The organism is Rudanella paleaurantiibacter, from assembly GCF_009184635.1.
GTDB lineage: Bacteria > Bacteroidota > Bacteroidia > Cytophagales > Spirosomataceae > Rudanella > Rudanella paleaurantiibacter.
The window spans coordinates 29,551-49,085 of record NZ_WELI01000001.1 but is presented as its reverse complement, the minus strand read 5'-3'; the positions used below and the strand labels follow the sequence as shown (position 1 = coordinate 49,085).

The 19,535-nt window shown below is 54.0% G+C and carries 19 protein-coding genes; 10 read left to right on the top strand and 9 right to left on the bottom strand.

Annotated elements, in window-relative coordinates; translation table 11 throughout:
• The first annotated feature begins 247 nt into the window (after positions 1 to 247).
• The 7 genes from F5984_RS00230 to F5984_RS00200 all read left to right on the top strand — a co-directional run bounded on the left by F5984_RS00230 (position 248) and on the right by F5984_RS00200 (position 6,853).
• Positions 248 to 778, top strand: a complete 531-nt coding sequence (locus F5984_RS00230) for a hypothetical protein (protein WP_152121714.1) — start codon at positions 248 to 250, stop codon at positions 776 to 778.
• Positions 779 to 868: 90 nt separating this feature from the next.
• The gene (locus F5984_RS00225; RefSeq protein ID WP_152123095.1) at positions 869 to 2,122 is read left to right on the top strand and encodes an aminotransferase class V-fold PLP-dependent enzyme; all 1,254 of its coding nucleotides are present in this window, start codon (positions 869 to 871) and stop codon (positions 2,120 to 2,122) included.
• A gap of 230 nt (positions 2,123 to 2,352) precedes the next feature.
• Positions 2,353 to 3,021 carry a CBS domain-containing protein gene (locus tag F5984_RS00220; protein ID WP_152121712.1) on the top strand — a complete coding sequence of 223 codons (669 nt, stop codon included), beginning with the start codon at positions 2,353 to 2,355 and terminating at the stop codon, positions 3,019 to 3,021.
• 70 nt (positions 3,022 to 3,091) lie between these two features.
• Complete coding sequence (locus F5984_RS00215; RefSeq protein ID WP_019988138.1) at positions 3,092 to 3,967, top strand: NAD kinase; 876 nt, start codon at positions 3,092 to 3,094, stop codon at positions 3,965 to 3,967.
• A 152-nt stretch (positions 3,968 to 4,119) separates the two neighbouring features.
• The gene (locus tag F5984_RS00210; RefSeq protein ID WP_185155374.1) at positions 4,120 to 5,103 is read left to right on the top strand and encodes a DUF6089 family protein; all 984 of its coding nucleotides are present in this window, start codon (positions 4,120 to 4,122) and stop codon (positions 5,101 to 5,103) included.
• A gap of 57 nt (positions 5,104 to 5,160) precedes the next feature.
• On the top strand, positions 5,161 to 5,844 hold the full coding sequence (gene porG, locus F5984_RS00205) for a type IX secretion system protein PorG (RefSeq protein WP_317163074.1): 684 nt from the start codon (positions 5,161 to 5,163) through the stop codon (positions 5,842 to 5,844).
• A gap of 187 nt (positions 5,845 to 6,031) precedes the next feature.
• Positions 6,032 to 6,853, top strand: a complete 822-nt coding sequence (locus F5984_RS00200) for a M23 family metallopeptidase (protein ID WP_185155417.1) — start codon at positions 6,032 to 6,034, stop codon at positions 6,851 to 6,853.
• 101 nt (positions 6,854 to 6,954) lie between these two features.
• On the opposite strand, the gene F5984_RS00195 is transcribed toward F5984_RS00200, so the two are convergent.
• From F5984_RS00195 to F5984_RS00170, 6 genes are all read right to left on the bottom strand, one after another.
• Complete coding sequence (locus tag F5984_RS00195) at positions 6,955 to 7,158, bottom strand: hypothetical protein (protein ID WP_019988142.1); 204 nt, start codon at positions 7,156 to 7,158, stop codon at positions 6,955 to 6,957.
• A 79-nt stretch (positions 7,159 to 7,237) separates the two neighbouring features.
• The gene (locus F5984_RS00190) at positions 7,238 to 8,683 is read right to left on the bottom strand and encodes a CCA tRNA nucleotidyltransferase (RefSeq protein ID WP_152121707.1); all 1,446 of its coding nucleotides are present in this window, start codon (positions 8,681 to 8,683) and stop codon (positions 7,238 to 7,240) included.
• 20 nt (positions 8,684 to 8,703) lie between these two features.
• Complete coding sequence (locus tag F5984_RS00185; protein WP_246168739.1) at positions 8,704 to 9,234, bottom strand: L-threonylcarbamoyladenylate synthase; 531 nt, start codon at positions 9,232 to 9,234, stop codon at positions 8,704 to 8,706.
• 71 nt (positions 9,235 to 9,305) lie between these two features.
• Positions 9,306 to 9,938, bottom strand: a complete 633-nt coding sequence (locus F5984_RS00180; RefSeq protein WP_152121703.1) for a leucine-rich repeat domain-containing protein — start codon at positions 9,936 to 9,938, stop codon at positions 9,306 to 9,308.
• A gap of 165 nt (positions 9,939 to 10,103) precedes the next feature.
• Positions 10,104 to 11,645: a YifB family Mg chelatase-like AAA ATPase gene (locus tag F5984_RS00175; RefSeq protein ID WP_152121701.1), complete on the bottom strand. Its 1,542-nt coding sequence runs from the start codon at positions 11,643 to 11,645 to the stop codon at positions 10,104 to 10,106.
• Positions 11,646 to 11,723: 78 nt separating this feature from the next.
• Positions 11,724 to 13,247: a M20/M25/M40 family metallo-hydrolase gene (locus tag F5984_RS00170; RefSeq protein WP_394367371.1), complete on the bottom strand. Its 1,524-nt coding sequence runs from the start codon at positions 13,245 to 13,247 to the stop codon at positions 11,724 to 11,726.
• A 112-nt stretch (positions 13,248 to 13,359) separates the two neighbouring features.
• Here F5984_RS00170 and F5984_RS00165 point away from each other — a divergent pair, with 112 nt between their 5' ends.
• On the top strand, positions 13,360 to 13,968 hold the full coding sequence (locus F5984_RS00165) for an inorganic pyrophosphatase (protein ID WP_152121697.1): 609 nt from the start codon (positions 13,360 to 13,362) through the stop codon (positions 13,966 to 13,968).
• Positions 13,969 to 14,044: 76 nt separating this feature from the next.
• On the opposite strand, the gene F5984_RS00160 is transcribed toward F5984_RS00165, so the two are convergent.
• From F5984_RS00160 to F5984_RS00150, 3 genes are all read right to left on the bottom strand, one after another.
• Positions 14,045 to 14,428, bottom strand: a complete 384-nt coding sequence (locus F5984_RS00160; RefSeq protein WP_152121694.1) for a LytR/AlgR family response regulator transcription factor — start codon at positions 14,426 to 14,428, stop codon at positions 14,045 to 14,047.
• 45 nt (positions 14,429 to 14,473) lie between these two features.
• Positions 14,474 to 16,144 carry a capsule assembly Wzi family protein gene (locus tag F5984_RS00155; RefSeq protein ID WP_246168738.1) on the bottom strand — a complete coding sequence of 557 codons (1,671 nt, stop codon included), beginning with the start codon at positions 16,142 to 16,144 and terminating at the stop codon, positions 14,474 to 14,476.
• A gap of 180 nt (positions 16,145 to 16,324) precedes the next feature.
• Positions 16,325 to 16,594, bottom strand: coding sequence for a hypothetical protein (locus tag F5984_RS00150; RefSeq protein WP_152121692.1), 270 nt, complete (start codon positions 16,592 to 16,594; stop codon positions 16,325 to 16,327).
• Positions 16,595 to 16,944: 350 nt separating this feature from the next.
• On the opposite strand from F5984_RS00150, the gene F5984_RS00145 reads away from it, so the two are divergent.
• A complete protein-coding gene (locus F5984_RS00145) occupies positions 16,945 to 17,517 on the top strand; it encodes a DUF3828 domain-containing protein (RefSeq protein WP_152121690.1) in 573 nt (190 codons plus the stop codon).
• Positions 17,518 to 17,708: 191 nt separating this feature from the next.
• Positions 17,709 to 19,475 (top strand): signal peptide peptidase SppA, encoded by a 1,767-nt coding sequence (sppA, locus tag F5984_RS00140; RefSeq protein ID WP_152121688.1) that lies wholly within the window; start codon positions 17,709 to 17,711, stop codon positions 19,473 to 19,475.
• Positions 19,476 to 19,535: the final 60 nt, after the last annotated feature.

Genomic DNA, 19,535 nt, shown 5'->3' with positions numbered 1-19,535 from the left:
CCGCCAGGCTAAAACAGGTCGATGGTGGTCCGGCATTGAATCTTTATACACAGTACATTAACGTGAATTATTGAAAATGGCTGTCGAAGCCCTCCGCGTCAGCAACTATCTACAAACCAATTACTTGTAAAGCCTTTATCCATAACTCATATTACGTCACTATTCAACAAACTATTGAAAACGTATACATTGCATTTTTATTGGCGAAATGAATCTCACCCCTCACACCCCAAGACTTTACGTTATAATGAGAGTCAAAGCGCTACTGATCGTTTTGTTTGTGTACCCGATTCAGCATATCGTTTTGGCTCAGCAAACCATACCAACCCGCTTTTGGGTCAGTCCGGGCTTAGGTAAAGCAACCTATGCCAGTGGGATGCTAGCCGTTGGTTTTGAGCCCCAGAATTCACAGAGTGCTCTTGTGGGGCGCTACGTAGTCGATGCAGAGTTTATACCAGCCGTTGAACCGGGTATTAAAACGCAGGAGTTAGGGTTGCTGTACGGCCGACGGGTCCGCAAATTCTTATTCGCAGCAGGGCTATCGTACATCAAAGGGAACTTCCGGGGGCAGTATCTGTACACCGACCCTGACCCACTGATGGGCACTGGTCGAGTCCACGAATATGTAGGCTACAAAACGATAGGCATTCCGGCCGAAATACGCTACATGGCGTCGTTAAAGCAGATTGGCATTGGTCTGACTGCGTTTGGAAATCTAAACGACAAACGTTCGTTTGGCGGGCTAAACCTCTCCTTATACTTCGGTAAAATGAAGTAGTGCAACGCCCTGACACGGCCTTGCCCATTCTGCCTAAATTCCGTTATTTACAGCCGTTTCCGTAGCCCCATGCCTACGGAAACGGCACGTATGACCAAGCGCGACTTTCTCCGTTCCTTCACGGGCCTTGCGGCTCTGCCCTTTACCCCCCTCCATAGCCTACTCCAAACCATAGAGGGGCTCCCGGCCGACACTGTAGCCCGCGAAGAAGCCTTCTGGGAAAGCCTACGGTCACATTTTACCGTCACCAATGACTTTATCCACCTCGAAAACGGCTACTACATCCTGGCCGCCAACGAGGTGATGGATGCCTTGGTGAGCCACGCCCGCACGGTGAACCGGGTTTCGTCGTACTACATGCGCACCCGGCAGTTCGACGATAAACTGGCCGTGCGGAAACAGTTGGCCGAGGTGGTGGGCTGCTCGTCGGACGAACTGATTATCACCCGCAACACCACCGAGTCGCTCGATACCGTGATTTCGGGTATCGACTGGAAACGGGGCGACGAGGCCGTGATGGCCGTGCAGGACTACGGTGCCATGCTCGATATGTTTGCCCAGCAGGCCCGGCGGTACGGCATTGTGAACCGGGAAGTGGAGCTACCTAACCACCCGCAATCCGACGACAAGCTGGTGCGCCTGTACGAAAAGGCGATCACGCCCAAAACCCGGCTGCTGATGCTCTGTCACATTGTGAATATTACGGGTCAGATACTCCCCGTTCGGAAAATTGCCGATATGGCCCACCGGCACGGCGTAGAGGTCATGGTCGACGGGGCACATGCCGTTGGGCATTTCGATTTTCGGCTACCCGACCTCGGCTGCGACTACTACGGCAGCAGCCTGCACAAGTGGCTCGGTTGCCCGCTTGGGGCCGGTATGCTCTACGTTCGGCGCGACAAGGTGAAAGGGTTGTGGCCTATGTTTGGCGATGCGGGTTTTGCCGACGATGACATCCGAAAACTAAACCATACCGGCACCCACCCCGTACATACCGACCTCGCTCTGGCCGATGCCATTCGGTTTCATCAGATGATTGGGATTGCCCGCAAGGAAGCCCGACTGCGCTACCTGCAAGCGTACTGGACCTCGAAGGTGCGATCGGTACCCAACGTCATCGTCAACACCCCCGCCGACCCGGCCCGGATGTGCGGCATTGCCAACGTGGGTATTCGCGGCATGAAACCCACCGACCTCGCCAAAACCCTGTTCGACCGATACCGAATCTGGACGGTGGGCATTGAGCGAGCTAATGTGCAGGGGGTTCGCGTGACGCCACACCTGTACACCACAACCGCCGAGCTGGATACGCTCGTGAAAGCCCTGCGCGAATTGGCCGCCTGACATACGGTGGGCTACCCGTACGACGTTGAATAAACAAGACTGGTCGGGCCATTCAACGATGTAACTTCGGTATGCATTACACCGGATAGCATTCAATCAGGCCTTACCAAAATCCTACGTTTCGGCAACGACTGTGTGGGTCTGCTAACTTTTACAATAACCTTTTGGAAACTCTGACGACTTTTTCTTAGTTTTCCCTCATACAGTTTTTCCAGCTGTTTCTGCCCTTTATGCTTGCTGCTGAATTGATCGATACCATGCTGCCAGCGCTGAAGCCTGCCGACACCGTCGGGGAGGCTCTGAATTGGATGCAGGAACACCGCATCGGCCAGATGGTGCTGACCGATCAGACGGAGTACAAAGGTCTGCTGTCGGAAGATGTGCTGATGGACGTGGCCGACGAAGACCGCCCGCTCTCGGAAGTGATGCGGTTGTTTGAGCAAGTGTACGTCTACGAAACCCAGCACGCCCTTGAGCTGCTGAGCGTAGCCCTTGAGCACCGGCTCGAAGTATTGGCCGTGCTCAACGACGCCAAGGAGTTTATGGGTACGGTATCGGTCAACGAACTACTCAAGAACTTCGCCAACGAGCTGGGCATGACCGAGGCCGGGGCCATTCTGATTCTGAGCATCGACGAGCGCGACTATTCACTGGCTGAAATTAGCCGCCTGATTGAGTCGAACAACACGAAAGTAATCAGCAGCTATTTTAGCAGCGCGGCTTACGGCATGCCCGACAAGTCGCGACTTACATTGAAATTGAACCGGCGCGATATTGGCCCGGTTGTTTCGACCCTCGAACGCTTCGGCTACAACATCGAAGCGGCTTTTGCCAATGCCCCCATCGAAAGTATTGATCAGGAGCGGCTCGATTTGCTGCTGCGCTACCTTAATACGTAGTTTAGAGTTCTCGGTTTAGAGTTCCGGTTTCCCGTTGGGGTTCAAAACCGAGTACTGAAAACGTTTTTTCATGAAAATTGCCATTCACGGGCGTAATTTCAGCGTACAAACAAAGCCGTACGTGCAGGCCATGTTCGACGATCTGGTCGAGCGACAGGCAGAAGTACAAATTTCGCACGGCTACCACGAGTTTCTCAATTTTGCGGGCGTTGCCCACCCTTTCCAGTCCACCTACCGCACGCCCGAAGAGCTTTTTGATGCCGATTTTATGCTCAGCCTCGGGGGCGATGGTACGCTGCTGGAGGCTGTTGCCCACGTAGGTGCCCGCCAAACCCCGATTGTCGGGATCAACATTGGGCGGCTGGGGTTTCTGGCAACGGTGGCCCCTACGGCCATCAAGTATATGCTCCACGCCATTGTAAACGGGCAGTTCACGATTGATGAACGCTCGCTGGTGAGCCTGCAAACCGACAAGGATATTTTTGAGGGTATCCCCTTCGCCCTGAACGATTTCACGATTACCCGCACCGAAATGTCGTCGATGATTACGGTGCATACCTACCTCGACGGGCAGTTTCTAAACTCCTACTGGGCCGACGGGCTCATTATATCAACCCCCACGGGATCAACGGGTTACTCGCTCAGTTGCGGAGGACCGGTGCTGTTGCCGCACACAAATAACTTCATTATCACTCCCATCAGCCCGCACAACCTGAACGTGCGCCCCATGGTCGTGATGGACTCCTGCCAGCTTTCGTTTGAGGTTTCGAGCCGGAGTGGCAATTTCCTGGTCGCCCTCGACTCGCGCTCGCGCACGGTCGATGCTTCGACCCGCCTGAGTGTGCAGAAAGCCGACTTTTCGGCTCGGCTTGTCAAGCTCAATGACGACAATTTCCTCAACACTCTGCGCAGTAAACTCAACTGGGGCTTCGATATTCGGAATTGAAGGAGTGAGCAACTCCTCACTACTCACTCCTACCTCCTTATCCCTTTGGCATAATTTTCGTGCGAGATTTTCAATAAAATTCAGTTCATAGCCGTTTCGGAAATAGTCGACTTCGGTCGATAATCAGTTCGTAGTGGTTTTATCCTCAATATATGAAGCGTATACACGCATTGACCTCGGGTATTTTGTCGGCGTTGTTAGTGAGCGCGGGCATTCAGGAGAGTATGGCGCAACGCCGACCGAATACCCAATTTGCCCCGTACTCTGAAGTCGGCGTAGGCGTAGGTACGTCCAGCTATTACGGCGATTTGGCCGGCTACCGGGCTGCGCCCAAAGCTACGTTTATCATGCTTCGCTGGAATGCCGGCCTGCACTACACCCGGCACTTTACGCCCCGCATTGCCGCCCGGGCTGGCTTCACCTGGGCACGAATTGCCGGTGATGATTACACGTTTAATAAAGGCAATGGAGGTGGCCCGGTGCAGTACGTCCGGAACCTGCACTTCCGCAACGACCTGAAAGAGTTTGCTCTGACGGGGATTTATAAATTCCGCCCGGACGGCCGCAACTCAAACCAACGCGCCAAGGTATCGCCCTACGTATTTGCCGGGTTAGCCCTGATAGCCCACAGCCCTGAAGCCCGCACCCCCGTGGGTTACGACGACCCTAACACACCCGAGGCAGATGATAGCCGCGTTTGGGTCAAACTGCAACCGCTGGGCACCGAGGGACAGGGACAACCTAACTACCCTAAGCCATATTCCCTTGTGACGCTGGCTATACCCGTTGGGTTTGGGGTACGCTACAAGTACAACGACGATTTTACGATTGCGGCTGAAGTGGGTTACCGCTACGCCTTCTCCGACTATCTGGACGACGTAGGTGGCCCCTATGCCGCAACCGGCACCTTATCGGGCCTGTCGGCAGCCATGGCCGACCGCCGGGCCGAACAGTTTGCCGCCCGCAAAAACAAAGACCGCGACCCCAAACTGTCGGATCTGACCCTGAACGACCCCAATGCGTTTACAACCACAACCCGGGGAGCCAAAGGCATTTTGTCGGATGGGTACCTGCTCACGCAAATTCAGCTCATCTATACCATTCCGGGTAAAATCAAGTGCCCACCGATTCGGTAACGTCATTTATAGTTTTGCGTTCATTGTTTTTTGTGAAGAGGTCGACTCTCAATCTGCATGCCTGCTTGCCTGAATAGTAAACACACAGCCCGACTAACCACGGTCGGGCTTTTTATGGGGCTCCTGCTGATGGCCCTTGCTACCCATGCCCAACAGGTTGAACTGGGCGGGGGGCTGGGCGGGATGCTCTACAAAGGCGATCTGGCGCCGAGTCTGAATCCACGTTTTTACCGGCCCGCCGGCAACCTGTTTTTCCGGTACAATTTCACGCGGTCGTTTTCCATGCGGGCTGGTATTGCCATGGGCGGTATCAAGGCCGAAGACCGGGTCAGCAGCGATCCCTTTCAGCAAGCCCGCAACCGCTCGTTTCGGACCCGCATTGGAGAGACTACCGTAGATATGGAATACTTTTTCCGTGACTTCAAAATGCTGCGCCGGGTTAAAAACTGGTCGCCGTACGTGTTTGGTGGAATAGGCTATATGTCGTACAGCCCCCGCAACGAGGGCGGCCCCCGGGTAATGTACCCCTTGGGCGTTGGTCTGAAATACGAGATCAAACGGCCCTGGAGCATTGGGTTCGAGTTTGGCACCCGGTTCACCCGCAACGACGACCTCGACGGGCTGGGCAAAGCCGCCGGTGCACCCCGTCTGGCATCGGGGAACCCCGCCCTCAACGACAGCTACACCTACACGGCCATCACCCTCAGTTACACGTTTTACAAGATTACGTGCCCCGAGTAGAGCCGCAACATATTGCGGCTCACAGGCGTCAGCAAAACGGGCGGCTCACAAGCATCAGCAAAACGGGCCCGTAATCGCGAGCTTAACCTACCGCCCGTGAGCCGCAACATATTGCGGCTCTACTTTTTCCGTACTTTTGCCCTTCATTCAAGTAATCTGTTCGGTGAAAGTTCGTTTAGGTGATCTTATGCGGTTTTGGGGCGTTGTGACAGCAGTTGTTTTGGGAGGGGTGAACGTGGCATCGTCACAAGCGGTAACCAGTGCTCCGGCCGAAGCTACCCTATACAGCTATTGCACGCAATTTCAGGGTCTCTACGTCGAGATTCGGCAGCAAACGGTCACTCCATCCGAAGCACGACTTCGGTTCAGCCAGATTATGAACGGGTTGAAGGCCCGGTTTGCGGGCAATGGGGCCTCGGCCGGGGCTATTATGGGTGCCGATACCCTGACACCCGCCGACAGTGTGTCGCTCGACAGTCTGCAACGCTCGGGCAATTATTTTGTGTTTCCGTTGCGGGGTTATGGCCCCAGCGCCATTGGCGGAACGCACGGCGAAGGCTATCGGGGCAAAGGATTTGATCTGTTCGATTATAACGTGCGGGGTAGCCACCCGGCTCAGGATATTTTTATTCGCGATACGAATCAGGATTGCCTCGACGACCGCTCACGCCAACCCGTTGATATTCTGGCTATGACAAGCGGGCTGGTATTGGCCATTGAAACCGGCTGGCAACCCGGCAGCGAATACCGGGGTGGCAATTGGATCTGGGTGTACGACCCGGTAATGCACGGCCTATTTTATTACGCCCACAACAATGTGGTTGATGTTACGCCCGGCCAATGGGTACAGGCAGGGCAAAAGCTAGCCACCATGGGGCGATCGGGGTACAATGCTTACAAAACCCGCTCACCCACGCACCTCCACCTGATGTACCTGCACTTGTTGCCCGACGGTCTGCCCGTTCCCCGCAACACCTATAGCTGGCTTCTGACAGCCCGAAGACAATGACTTATTAGCGATGAGTGATAAAATGATGAGTGATGAGTTTGCGGACGCCAGAGTATGGTTTTGTGTCAGCAGGCTCATCACTCATCGTTTATTACTCTTTACTACGACTCCCGAACCAGACTCACCCCCGACAGGAAGAAAATCATTCCCACAATAAAGGGAGCGGCCGATTCACCTTTGCTGATGCTCATACCCAGCACGGGCTTCCCGTCAGACAAAAAGGCCACACAGGCAAACAAAACAACTACAGTGCCGATAATGGTCAGGGCCGCGCCGAAAAAACGACGAAATTGATTGTTATTCATTGGTATAGCTCCAGATAGATAGTAAATGTTTGAGTTGTTGGTGATTGAGATCCTCCAACTCTTAACTTTTTAATTTTTGTCAGCTCACTTTTTCCAGCCCTCGCTTACGGCCTTCTTCGAGTAAAAACGGCATGGCCCCTTCGAGTGTATTAGGTACCGTACCCTCGATGATGGCCTCCCGAACGGCCATTTTCAACTCGCCAATGGCCGGTGATGGCTTCAGCCCGAATGTTTCCATAATGAGCTCACCGGTAATTACAGGCTGAAAACTGCGTAGTTTATCCCGTTCTTCCAAATCGTGCAGTTTGCGCTCCACCTTATCGAAGTTACGCAGGTGTTTTTGCACCTTCTCGTAATTCTTGGAGGTGATGTCGGCCCGGCACAAGGCCATCAGCCCGTCAAGGTCTTCTCCCGCATCCACCAGCAACCGGCGCAGGGCCGAGTCGGTAATAGTTTCTTTGACCAGCGCAATGGGGCGTAGGTGCAGCCGAACGAGCTTCTGCACGTACTTCATTTTTTCGTTGAGTGGTAGCTTGAGCTTCCTGAAGATTCCCGGCACCATGCGCGCACCGAGGTCTTCGTGCCCGTGAAACGTCCAGCCCACCCGGTTATCAAACCGTTTGGTAGCCGGCTTGGCAATATCGTGAAGTACGGCCGCCCAACGGAGCCAAAGTTCGGTTTCGGGATCAGGGGCAGCCTTGGCCGGATTGGTCCGGTTGGCTACGTTATCCAGCACCTGAAGCGTATGGTAAAAGTTGTCTTTATGCCCTTTACCATCCACAAACTCGGCCCCCCGCAGCAAAACAAACTCCGGGAAAATAAGGTCGAGCAGGCCCGCGTGGTACAACAGCTTGAAGCCGTACGACGGCGTGGGAGCCATGATAATCTTGTTCAGTTCGTCGGCAATGCGTTCGGCCGAGACAATACCCATCCGGTCTTTCATGCGCGTGATGGCATCAAACGTGTCGGGCTCAATATCAAAGTTCAACTGAGCCGCAAACCGGATAGCTCGCATCATGCGCAGGGGGTCGTCGGAAAATGTAATGTCGGGGCCAAGGGGTGTCCGAATCACCTTACGTCGGAGGTCTTTCAAGCCCTCGAATGGGTCGATAAGCTCACCATAGTTGGCCCGGTTGAGACCAATACCCATCGCGTTGATCGTGAAGTCGCGCCGATTCTGATCATCCTCGAGCGAGCCGTCCTCCACAATCGGCTTGCGCGAATCGGCCCGGTACGATTCGCGCCGGGCACCCACAAATTCAACTTCCAGGCCATCGGCCGTTTTGAGCATGGCCGTGCCGAAACTCTGAAACACGTTGACCGGTACGCCCAATGCCGAGCCTACCGCACGGGCCAGCTCAACGCCACTACCAATGCACACCACGTCGATGTCTTTGGAAGGCCGTTTCAGCACAAGGTCACGCACGTAGCCGCCAATTACATAGGCCGGTACACCCAGGGAGTCGGCCTGTTGAACAATCAGTTCAAAAATAGGATTTGTATGGAGTGTCTCCGAGAAATTCATAAGCAATGACTGATCAGCGGTTAGCGCCGGATAAACTCGACCTCACCGTTGAATCCGAGCCGCATGATCTGCGGTTTCTGAATGGTCGACACCACCTGCCCCATGCCCCCCTCAATGGCAGCCTGCGCTTGCGCCGGTAGTGTGTTTGTTTCGAAAGGAAGTGTCAGAAGCCCTTTTCCGTAGCCCCCAAGAAACCGCTGAATATCGGCATTGAGCGAGCGCCGGATAGCAATCTCGGGCGATTTTTCGAGCAACACAGGAGCCACGTTTTTGCCCTGCTCATACAAGACGGTCAGAGGCTTTCGGGCAAACTCGACCAGATCGAACGCGATTTCGGGCATTCTGACCACGTACATTCCTACCTGCTCGGTGGTTTGTGTCAGAATTGTTGGCAGATACGGCGTACCCAGCTCAAACTGAAGCTGAAGCAATTGGGCGACGGCCGCGTCGTTTTGCGGGTCAGCGGCAACGGAAAAGCCCGTTTCGTCGGCCAGGCCAATGAGTTTACCCTGCCGGAGCAGATGCGTGAGTTCGCGGGGTGATTGTATCATACGGTTGTAAACCCGCAAAGATACGGTCAAGTTTCCAAATGGGTCGTGTAACTTTTCCGTCTCGCTATGCTTTACATATGCAGACCGAACTGTGTTTCCTGTTTATAAAACCACGATGCCAGCTCAAAATCGTTTTGTTTGATAGCCAGATTCTTCTGTAGCCGAAAATGGTTTTTCTGTTCTTCGTACACCACCAGTCGTGGTATTTCAGGCGTGGTTGTAATCGGGTTATGCCGAATATCCAGCAACTCTAGCTTGGGCAAATGGCTTAGCGAAGCCGGTACGCTACTTAGTAGATTGTTACGGGCAATCAGCTTCCGAAGGTTCACCAAATCACCGAGTGTATCGGGTAGATAGTCAAGTTGATTGTACCCCAGGTCGAGCACTTCGAGTGACTTTAATTGCCCAATTCGGGCGTCCAGACTGCGTAACTGCCGGGGAATTTTCAGCTCGTTTTGCAGATCCTCCTCCTGTTTTTTCAACTCCTCAGCCAATTCAGCCGAACCAGGTGCAGGTACCTTCTCAAGCAAGCTAATAATCCCCTGATGGCTTTGCAGGCCAAAACCACGTACCGACAACACCCGTAAATGGGGCAGATCAAAAACCGCGTCAGGCAGCTCCGTCAGATGTAGATTATCGAGTGTAAGGGTGTCTGTATGCCCGTTGGCTACAGCCTCAATGCGTAGTAAAATTCGGTAATCCATTGCGTATTTGTTGGGTTTGATTACCTATCAATTTACGCATTTTAGCCTACAAAACCGCCCAAAATCTCGCTTTTTGTCGGTGCTTTGGCCAATTAGTACCTACACTTAACTACCCGATTGAGCCATGCTCTGAGTACTATGCAATGTGCATTTTATGGCGGGCCATCATCCAGCCCAGTTTTCCCGATCCAGGCTACGGTACTGAATGGCTTCGGCCAGATGCTCAATTTTGATTTCTTCGGAGCCCGCCAGATCGGCAATCGTGCGCGATACTTTCAGAATCCGGTCGTAGGCCCGCGCCGAAAGGCCCAGCCGTTCCATCGCCGTTTTGAGCAGCATCCGACCTGCATCGTTGATCACACAAATACTTTTGACCAGTTGCGAGGGCATCATGGCGTTGCAGTACACGCCCTCATCGTCGGCAAACCGTTTGGTTTGGGTTTCGCGGGCGCGAATGACCCGCTCCCGAATAGCCTCGCTCGTTTCGGCCGGGCGGTTAGCCGTCATTTGGTCGAACGAAACGGGCGTTACCTCCACGTGCAGATCAATTCGGTCGAGCAGGGGGCCGCTTACTTTATTCAGATACCGTTGCACCACGCCGGGGCCACACACGCACTCTTTTTCGGGGTGATTGTAGTAGCCACAGGGGCAAGGGTTCATACTGGCGATGAGCATAAAGTTGGCCGGAAACTCAACCGCCCAGCGCGCCCGTGAGATGCTCACCCGACGCTCTTCGAGTGGTTGGCGCATCACCTCCAGGGCCGTCCGTTTGAACTCGGGCAGCTCATCGAGAAACAGGACGCCATTGTGCGCCAAGGATATTTCGCCGGGCTGCGGAAAACTCCCTCCACCTACCAGAGCCGCATCGGAAATAGTATGATGCGGAGCTCGGTACGGCCGGGTTGAGATCAATGAAGCCTTGTTGCCCAGCTTACCAGCCACCGAATGAATCTTTGTCGTCTCCAGAGCCTCCTGTAAAGTCAAAGGGGGCAAAATGGTTGGCAACCGCTTGGCTAACATAGTTTTACCAGCTCCCGGCGGGCCAATCATAATCACATTATGCCCACCGGCAGCGGCAATTTCCATAGCCCGTTTGATGTTTTCCTGCCCCTGCACGTGCGAGAAATCAACCTCGTAGCTGTTGAGCGTATTGTAAAACAGGTCGCGGGTATCGGTTACGAGGGGTTTGATGTCTTTTTTGCCTTCGAAAAACTCGACGGCCTCGAGCATCGTTTCCACCCCGATAATATCAATGTTATTGACAATAGCGGCCTCGTGCGCATTTTCCATGGGCAGCACAAATCCTTTATACCCTTGCTTGCGGGCCTCAATCGCAATGGGTAACACACCCTTGATGGGCCGCAGCCGCCCATCGAGCGAGAGCTCGCCCATAATTACGTAATCGGTCAGGTTTTTCTCCGTTGTGATTTGCTCGGATGCCTGCAACACGCAGAGGGCAATGGGCAGATCGTAGGCCGAGCCCTCTTTGCGCACATCGGCCGGGGCCAGGTTGACCACCACTTTTTGCCGGGGCATTTTGAACCCCGACGATTTGAGCGAGGCCTCAACCCGGTGCTCACTTTCCTTCACGGCACTGTCGGGCAGGCCCACGAGGTTAAAACCTAACCCCTGCGCCACCACGACTTCGATGGTAATCAGACTCGCATTGACGCCGTAAACAGCCGCGCCAAAGGTTTTGGAAAGCATAGTTTCGTATCAGTTACGGTTTGGCCGGAAACAAGACGAGTGGGGGCATGACCTTTTACCGACCATGCCCCCACCCGACTATTCTTTCCAGCGCCATTCATTAGCAATCTGCAAGGGCGTTCGTAAGCCCTGCGCAATAAGAAAATCGCGGGTTTTGGTATCGTCGAAACGACGGGTCGGAATGGCGTCGGCGTCGGCCAGGGCGTACAGCACCATAGCTGAATAACGAACGGTATTCTGCATCTGATCGCGGTTGACGAGGTTAATCCGGTCGCAGTTGGCGTGGTAACAATCGAGCACCTCTTTGGTCAGATGCCCGTTCATGCCCACAATGGGCACACCCTCAACCATAAACGGCTGATGGTCAGAGTGCAACCCGGCCTGATTGGTCATCTGGTTCTGAAAAGCGGGCTCCACCTGCTGAATAGTTTCGCCCACAGCCTTGAAAAACGACAGCATATCGTCGCGTCCGAAGGCATTGATACCGGTCGGGTCGTTGGTCATGTCGAGGTTCATCACGTACCGGACGTTATCGAGTTGGCCGCGCCGTTTGAGGTCTTCGGCCATAGCGCGCGAGCCAAGCAGGCCCTGCTCTTCGCCCATAAACATAACAAACTCAATGGTGCGCCGGGGTTTCAGTTTCAGCTTGCGAAACGTACGGGCAATATCGAGCACCGAAAACGACCCAATGCCGTTGTCGATGGCTCCGGTGGCCAGATCCCACGAATCCAGGTGGCCGCCAATCACGATTTTCTCGTTCGGGAAGTCGCTACCAGGCAACGTAGCCACCACGTTGCGGGCTTTGATTTTCCGGCTCACGTTGGTCATATCGATTACCGCATGAAGCCGGTCTTTGGCTTCTTCGGCCATCCACTGCCGGAGGGCCATTCCGCTTTCGTACGAGATACAAACCGCCGGAATCGGGATGAGTTTCCCCGTCACCGAGGCCGTTCCGGTGAGCAGCACATTGCCTGGCACCAGATTGACCATGATTACCCCGATGGCTCCGTACTGAATAGCGAGGGCGGTTTTTTCGGAGCGGTGCAGGTTCCGGGCCCCTTTGGCCCCACTCAGGCCGATGTTGATGAGGGCTACCTTGCCTTTGATTTTGTCTTTGAGGGCAACAAAATCACCTTCAAGGCCATTACCAACATCCACAATTTCGCCCCGGATGTGGGCTTCTACGGGCGAGTGCGCTAGCGAAACCACTTTCACATCCCGGAAATTATCGCTCTTGTTGGGTACAACGGCCAAGGTGACAGTGTCGCGCATCCACGACTCTACCTCGAAGGGTTCGTAGCGCACTTCCTTAAATCCGTACGACCGCAGCAGCTCGTAGGCGTACTGCTCGGCTCGGGCACCGTTGGGGCTGCCGGTCAGGCGGTGCCCGATTTGGTTGCTGGCATCGGCAAGGGTCTCGTAGGCCCGGCCGTTTTTCAGAATGTCGCTGTTGATCCGGCCAAACACTTTAGCCACCGATGGGCGAAGCGAAACCGAATTGCGAGCGGGTGTGGGGTCCATCGTGAAAGCCGCCGACAGGGTGACCGTTCCGGCAACAATCAGAAAAAAAACGAACGAATGGGGGTAAAATTTTCTGTGCATAGACGACACAACGGTCATTTTCTCCTAAAAATACAAAAACTACATTCTTTATGCAAAGACAATAACGGATTAGAAAACGTTTAAAGAGGAAGTGTAAATAGTTTATTTTTGTATGAAGCAAAGCTATAAGGCCCATCCCTGGCATGGTATTCCAGTGGGCGAGAAAGCCCCTGAGATCGTCACGGCCTTCATTGAAATTGTACCAACGGATACAGTTAAGTACGAAATCGATAAAGAAACCGGTTACCTCAAAATCGATCGTCCGCAACAATACTCCAACGTGATTCCGGCCCTGTACGGATTCATTCCACAGACCTATTGCGGAGAGCACATTGCCAAACTGGCCTCTGAAAAAGCCGGTCGCACCGTTGAGAAAGGCGATGGCGACCCCATCGACATCTGCGTGCTGACCGAGCGCGAAATTACCCACGGCGACATCATCCTGCAAGCCATCCCGATTGGTGGGTTCCGCCTGATCGATAAGGGCGAAGCCGACGACAAAATCATTGCCGTACTGAAGGGTGATGCCATGTATGGCCAGTACGACGACCTGACCGACCTGCCGCCCGCCGTTACCAAGCGGTTGCAGCACTACTTCCTGACCTACAAGAACCTGCCCGGCGAAAAAGCGCATACCGAAATTACCAACGTCTACGGCCGCGAAGAGGCTCAGCAGGTAATTGAGGCTTCGCTGAAAGATTATGCCGAGCTCGCCATCTAAACAGCAAAGGTGTTTGAATGCAAAAGCCGCCGACTGGTCCAGTCGGCGGCTTTTTTTGAGGGGTTAGATAATCCGGTCAGGCCATTTGAGGTTGCCGAAACAACGCCATCACCCCGTCGAGCCGACGCCGGGCCACCGATAGCTCAACCCCGCCCGTGAGCCGAACAGAGCCCGTATGGTGGCCGGGCAGGGTATGAATGTCCTGCACATGGCCGGGGTTGACCATCGAGGATTTATGAATGCGGGTTAGCTGCGGCAGTATTCCTTCCATTACTTTGAGGGTTTGGCTGATCATAATCTGGCGGCCATTGACCAGGTGAATCCGGCAGTAGTTACCGTCGCCCTGTACCCAGACGATCTGATCGACAGTGAGCCGGTTTTTGTAGCCCGGAATCCGTAAGTAAGCCGATTGGTCTTTGCCAGCCAGCATGGGTTTCTGAAGGGGTGATGAGCACAGCATGATTTCTCTGATTTTCGTTCGTTGAGTTAAATGAATCCTACCTGTTTAGCGCGATAAAGCTGACCACGTTTTGCGCCAGCCAACGTAAGCACCGACCTGATTGGGGTGTCGGAGCAGCTTCCCCTGATCGTAACCGACCGATACCAGCAGCGTAGAGCCCGCAGCCCCACGCAGTGTACGAGTCACCGAAACTAAGCCCGATACCTGATTTGTATTGGCCGGAAAGGCGGCCGGGAACGTACCGTAATTTCGGCTGAACGTTACCTTGGTCTGGTAGCCCCACCACCGGCTCAGGTTACCCGATAAGCCCGTGTGTAAGGCCCAAACCCGGTAGTTATTGATCCCGAACCGCCCACTGATGAGTTGGTTATCGAGCGTGTAACCCGAAAACGGAATCGAAGGCAAGTCAGGGTTCGTGTCGGATGTTTGGCTGATGAGGGGCGTGCCAATGGTCCGGCCCTGATACGACCAGCCCTCGGGGTACTGCCCATTAATAAAGTACTGCTCCGGCTCGCCCCCAAGGTAACGCCCGAACTGGTACACGCCCTGATTACCCGAGTTAAACAGCTCCAGAACAGCCTCATTCAGCAATGCGCGGGGGCGCTTACTCACATAACGCAACCCGTAGAGACCGTCTTCGATATTGCGGAAATTATACAGCTTACGACCCAGATCGTAAAAGTGCTGCTGATAATGAAACAGCGAACCATGCGGCAACTGAAGCTCCAGCCCCACCTCGGCCGAGCCCCGGTGATCGCCCACCCGGTTCTGGTCAAATGTGGTAAACTTAGCCCGGTTCTTGAGGGCATCAGTTTTGAGGGGTAGCACCACGTTCATGTACGCCACAAAGCTGTCGGCCAATTGTCCTTCAAACGAACTCGTAGGGTCGCGCTCCAGAAACCGCGCATACCCGCCCCATTGGGCCTGATGCGTGAAGGCGCCATACACCCGAAACAAGGACCGTGGCTTGCCCAGTCGTACGTAAATGGCTTTCTGGTGCAGGTACGAATCGCGAACGTACTCGCCCCGGCCAAACCACCCGTGCGAAAACGACCCTTTCACCGACACCCAGCCATTGGTAAAACCAAGTGGCCAATATTCAGGAATAGCCAGTTCGACGCGCGGAATGGGCAGGGTATTACCCGACCAGATAAACGACCCCGATGAGAGTCGACTATCGGCCAGCCCCACTACCTGTTTCCGCCGACCTGCCCAGAGCTCAAGCACACCCACCCGGACTTTACCGTACGCTTCGGCCACGAGCAACCGACTCTCGGCCGCGCCCTGCCCGACCACTTGCACACCATACCCCCAGTCGAGTTTCCGGCGCTGAGGACTTTGCGGGTACCGATAGTCCGACTGGGCCGTACCGATGAGCAAACCCGCCGGGCCTGTTTTCGGAATAATCCCAAACTGATTGGTCTGAAGCCAGTACGGAATCTGATCGGTTGAGGAAGCCAGTACACCCGCTTCGGCCTGCAACAGGTGTGCCCGCACCGGAATGGTGTCAGGTTTGGCCGGCAGGTCGTCGTCGGTTGTAGTTGTGGGACGTGGCAACCCGAGCCCACTATCCTGCAGTTGGCCTGTGTTGCCCGCCGACAATTGATTGATAGACTGCGCCTGTGCAGAAAAGCCCAACGTACCGCACAGCATGAGCGATTGCACGCCCGACCGTACTGCCCCCCTCAGCCGGAAGCTTAAATAAGGTGAATGCATACGAGTAGAGACCGAAGCCTCAGTCTTAATAGCGAATGGAAAAAGAAAGTGGCCTATAAACAGGGTATGCCTATAGATATGGATACTAAACGGGGTCAGACAGGCAGAGAGCGGGTCTAACGGCGTGCTTTATACGAACAGAGAGTAAGACGGCCCGGCGAAGAGCACGGGCAGGGAGCGTCAATGTCGACGGTCCTCATTCATCCGTCTAAAAATGGGGGAAGAGGTCGGACTCCCCGTATCGATCAGGGTCCGTTTTCGTTTTAATAGGAAATCTCCGGCTTTAGCCAGGTAAGCAGTGGCGGCAAAGGTGTAAATAACGTATTTCGCGGCCGACAACTCCTCACCTGGCAAAATCTCAAGATCGAGATAAATCAGGGCTTTTTGGAGGGCGGCAACCAGGAGGAGGGCAGCGCTCAGCACAGCAGCTCCAAGGAGGCCTTCTTTCATATGGATTAACTAACGTTGAGAGGTGTAAAGTTTGAGTACTTTTCTGTATCTAACAATATACACATGTCGGCTCGGTAAGGATAGTTAGCCAATGGGAAGCCCGTTCTCTATTCAACTTACGCTATACAATTGTCTTTGAACTGGCAAAAAATGCTTATTCAGACGTATAGAGGGGAATCTGCTGAGCAACAGAGCAACAAATGAAAGCAATAGCATTCATACAAGAAAACATAGACAAGTTAGGCAACGGTCCCGGCTAGAACAGGGCCATGCCGATGCCCCGCACCGTACCCCAGAACGGGCAATCCCTAAAAAAAGGCTATCTTTCAGCCAGTTAAACCCACTTCCTCATGGTAAACCCGTTTACCCACCTTGTTTTGGTTGGCTCAATGGCTTTGCTGGGCTGCACTACCCATCAGGCCCAGCAAGAAGCTTCTGCCCAAACCAGGCCAGCCCCGCAAACTGCGGTAGCCGTACACCAAACCGCTCTGACGGCTACAACCTCCGAAAACACCCCCGACGCCCTCATCCGGGCACTGTACCAGACTCACAAAGCGGGCAAGAGTCCTTTTTTTCAGAATAAAGATCGCGCCCTGATTGACCGCTTCTTTGTGAAAGAAATGGCCGACCTGATCTGGGACGATGCTGTGCTATCCGCCCAAACCGGCGACGTGGGCCTGCTCTCGGCCGATCCGCTGTACAATGCGCAGGATATGGATATTAAAAACTTTGTGATTCATCAGCCTGAAGTTGACGGCGACGGGGCCGAGGTGCTGGTTACGTTTACCAACTTCGGTGAAAAACAGGAGCTTACTTACCTACTCGAAAAAGAAAACGGCCAATGGCGCATTGGCGACCTTTTCTACGGCGATGGCAGCCAACTCTTTCAGATGCTCAGCGGCCGCGCCGAAGAAACACCCTGATAGTCATCTATTCCTCATAAGTAAGCGCCCGCACCTGAGCAGCAACGGGTGCGGGCGGGTTTCCACTCCCGGCCGCTTCTCGGCCATTAATCCCCAAATAGGCGCACTCAACATTTTTCGCCCGTTGGGGTGCAAATCGCTGCGTAAGTTTGTTTATTGTAAGTACTCTGATACGAATCGATTTTTCATTCATGCGCCAATTTTTGAAATACGTACTCGCCACTATCGTCGGCCTGTTGCTTTTTAGCTTAGTCGGATTTCTGCTGCTGATCGGCATGAGCGCGGCTTTGTCGTCGGGCAATAAAACCATTGTCAAGTCAAACTCGGTGCTACGGCTCAACCTCGATAGCCCCATTCGGGAGCAAAGCGTCGATAATCCGTTCGATGGCATCGGTGGTCCCTTCAATTCGGAAGGTGATGTGATCGGCCTGATCGACATTCGGGAGGCTCTGGAAAAAGCCAAAACCGACGACGACATCAAGGGCATTTACCTCGAATCGCAATATCCGCAGGCTGGCTGGGCCACCGTCGAAGAAATTCGGAACGCCCTGATCGACTTCAAAAAGTCGAAAAAGTTTGTGTATGCCTATAGCGAGGTGATGACCGAGAAAGGCTATTATCTGGCCTCGGTAGCCGACAAAATCTACATCAATCCAGCCGGAGCCATCGAATGGAACGGACTGGATGCCGAACTGACCTTCTTTAAAGGCACCCTCGACAAACTGGGCATCAAGCCCGAAGTGTTCAAAGTGGGCGACTTTAAAAGCGCCGTGGAGCCATTTACCCGCGAAAATATGAGCGACCCCAACCGCTTGCAGGTGAAGTCGTTCCTGTCGTCGATCAACAACCACATGGTAGCCAACATTGCCATGAGCCGGGGCCTCCGTGCCGACTCCCTGCAACGCTTTGCCGATAACCTGACCATTCAGACCCCCGGCGATGCTCTGAAACGCAAACTGATTACGAACGTGGGCTACCAGGACGAAGTAGAAGACCTGATTCGGAAGCAAATTGGCGTGGCCGACCGCAAGAAAATTGACTATATCTCGCTGGGGAAATACAACGATGCGGTGCCTTCTGAGGACGACGAAAACTCAAGTAAAAATCGGATTGCCGTCATTATTGCTTCGGGCGATATCAACTCGGGTAAAAGCGACGACAACGCCATTGGTTCGGAGACGGTAGCCGAAGAACTCCGCAAGGCACGGCTCGACGATAAAGTGAAGGCCATTGTGATCCGGGTAAACTCGGGCGGTGGTAGCGCCCTGGCTTCGGATGTAATGCAGCGCGAGGTGGAACTGGCCCGCAAAGTGAAGCCCGTGATCGGCTCCATGTCCGACTATGCGGCCTCGGGGGGTTATTACATGCTGATGGGGTGCACCAAAATTCTGGCTCAGCCCAACACCATTACGGGCTCTATCGGGGTGTTCTCGCTGCTATTCAATACCGAGAATTTCTTCAAGGACAAGCTGGGCGTAACCTACGACCGGGTGCTGACCAACACCAACGCTGACTTCCCTTCGCTCACGCACGAGATGTCGCCGTTCCAGAAACAGACGCTGCAACAAAGCACCGAACGAATTTACCGCACCTTCACGGGCAAAGTAGCCACTGGCCGCAAACTGCCAATTGATAGCGTTCGGGCTATTGCCAGCGGTCGGGTCTGGACGGGTACGCAGGCTAAAGCAAATGGGCTGGTCGACGAGCTGGGTGGCTTGGAAGACGCCATTAAGCTGGCCGCCAAAACCGCCAAGCTCGACAGCGACGACTATAAAATTAAGTACGTACCGCGTAAGAAAGACTTCGTAGAAAAGCTGCTCAGCTCAATGAACGACGAAGAACAGGCGCAGTTTAACGCGCAACTGGGCGAGTTGGCCCCATACGTGACGTACCTCCGCAAACTGAAAACGATGGAAGGGGTTCAGGCCCGTCTGCCGTTCGAGATGGAGATTCGATAAAGTAGGTTAAATTGATTTTCGCGAAAGGGTCGGCGGGTTCGTCGGCCCTTTTTTTCGAAC

Coding starts and splice junctions, on each gene's coding strand:
- F5984_RS00175 (WP_152121701.1), bottom strand. CDS start 11,645: ATGCTTTCCAAAACCTTTGGCGCGGCTGTTTACGGCGTCAATGCGAGT.
- F5984_RS00160 (WP_152121694.1), bottom strand. CDS start 14,428: ATGCTGTGCTCATCACCCCTTCAGAAACCCATGCTGGCTGGCAAAGAC.
- F5984_RS00225 (WP_152123095.1), top strand. CDS start 869: ATGACCAAGCGCGACTTTCTCCGTTCCTTCACGGGCCTTGCGGCTCTG.
- sppA (WP_152121688.1), top strand. CDS start 17,709: ATGCGCCAATTTTTGAAATACGTACTCGCCACTATCGTCGGCCTGTTG.
- porG (WP_317163074.1), top strand. CDS start 5,161: ATGCCTGCTTGCCTGAATAGTAAACACACAGCCCGACTAACCACGGTC.
- F5984_RS00215 (WP_019988138.1), top strand. CDS start 3,092: ATGAAAATTGCCATTCACGGGCGTAATTTCAGCGTACAAACAAAGCCG.
- F5984_RS00165 (WP_152121697.1), top strand. CDS start 13,360: ATGAAGCAAAGCTATAAGGCCCATCCCTGGCATGGTATTCCAGTGGGC.
- F5984_RS00230 (WP_152121714.1), top strand. CDS start 248: ATGAGAGTCAAAGCGCTACTGATCGTTTTGTTTGTGTACCCGATTCAG.
- F5984_RS00220 (WP_152121712.1), top strand. CDS start 2,353: ATGCTTGCTGCTGAATTGATCGATACCATGCTGCCAGCGCTGAAGCCT.
- F5984_RS00170 (WP_394367371.1), bottom strand. CDS start 13,247: ATGCACAGAAAATTTTACCCCCATTCGTTCGTTTTTTTTCTGATTGTT.
- F5984_RS00180 (WP_152121703.1), bottom strand. CDS start 9,938: ATGGATTACCGAATTTTACTACGCATTGAGGCTGTAGCCAACGGGCAT.
- F5984_RS00195 (WP_019988142.1), bottom strand. CDS start 7,158: ATGAATAACAATCAATTTCGTCGTTTTTTCGGCGCGGCCCTGACCATT.
- F5984_RS00210 (WP_185155374.1), top strand. CDS start 4,120: ATGAAGCGTATACACGCATTGACCTCGGGTATTTTGTCGGCGTTGTTA.
- F5984_RS00145 (WP_152121690.1), top strand. CDS start 16,945: ATGGTAAACCCGTTTACCCACCTTGTTTTGGTTGGCTCAATGGCTTTG.
- F5984_RS00200 (WP_185155417.1), top strand. CDS start 6,032: ATGCGGTTTTGGGGCGTTGTGACAGCAGTTGTTTTGGGAGGGGTGAAC.
- F5984_RS00185 (WP_246168739.1), bottom strand. CDS start 9,234: ATGATACAATCACCCCGCGAACTCACGCATCTGCTCCGGCAGGGTAAA.
- F5984_RS00155 (WP_246168738.1), bottom strand. CDS start 16,144: ATGCATTCACCTTATTTAAGCTTCCGGCTGAGGGGGGCAGTACGGTCG.
- F5984_RS00150 (WP_152121692.1), bottom strand. CDS start 16,594: ATGAAAGAAGGCCTCCTTGGAGCTGCTGTGCTGAGCGCTGCCCTCCTC.
- F5984_RS00190 (WP_152121707.1), bottom strand. CDS start 8,683: ATGAATTTCTCGGAGACACTCCATACAAATCCTATTTTTGAACTGATT.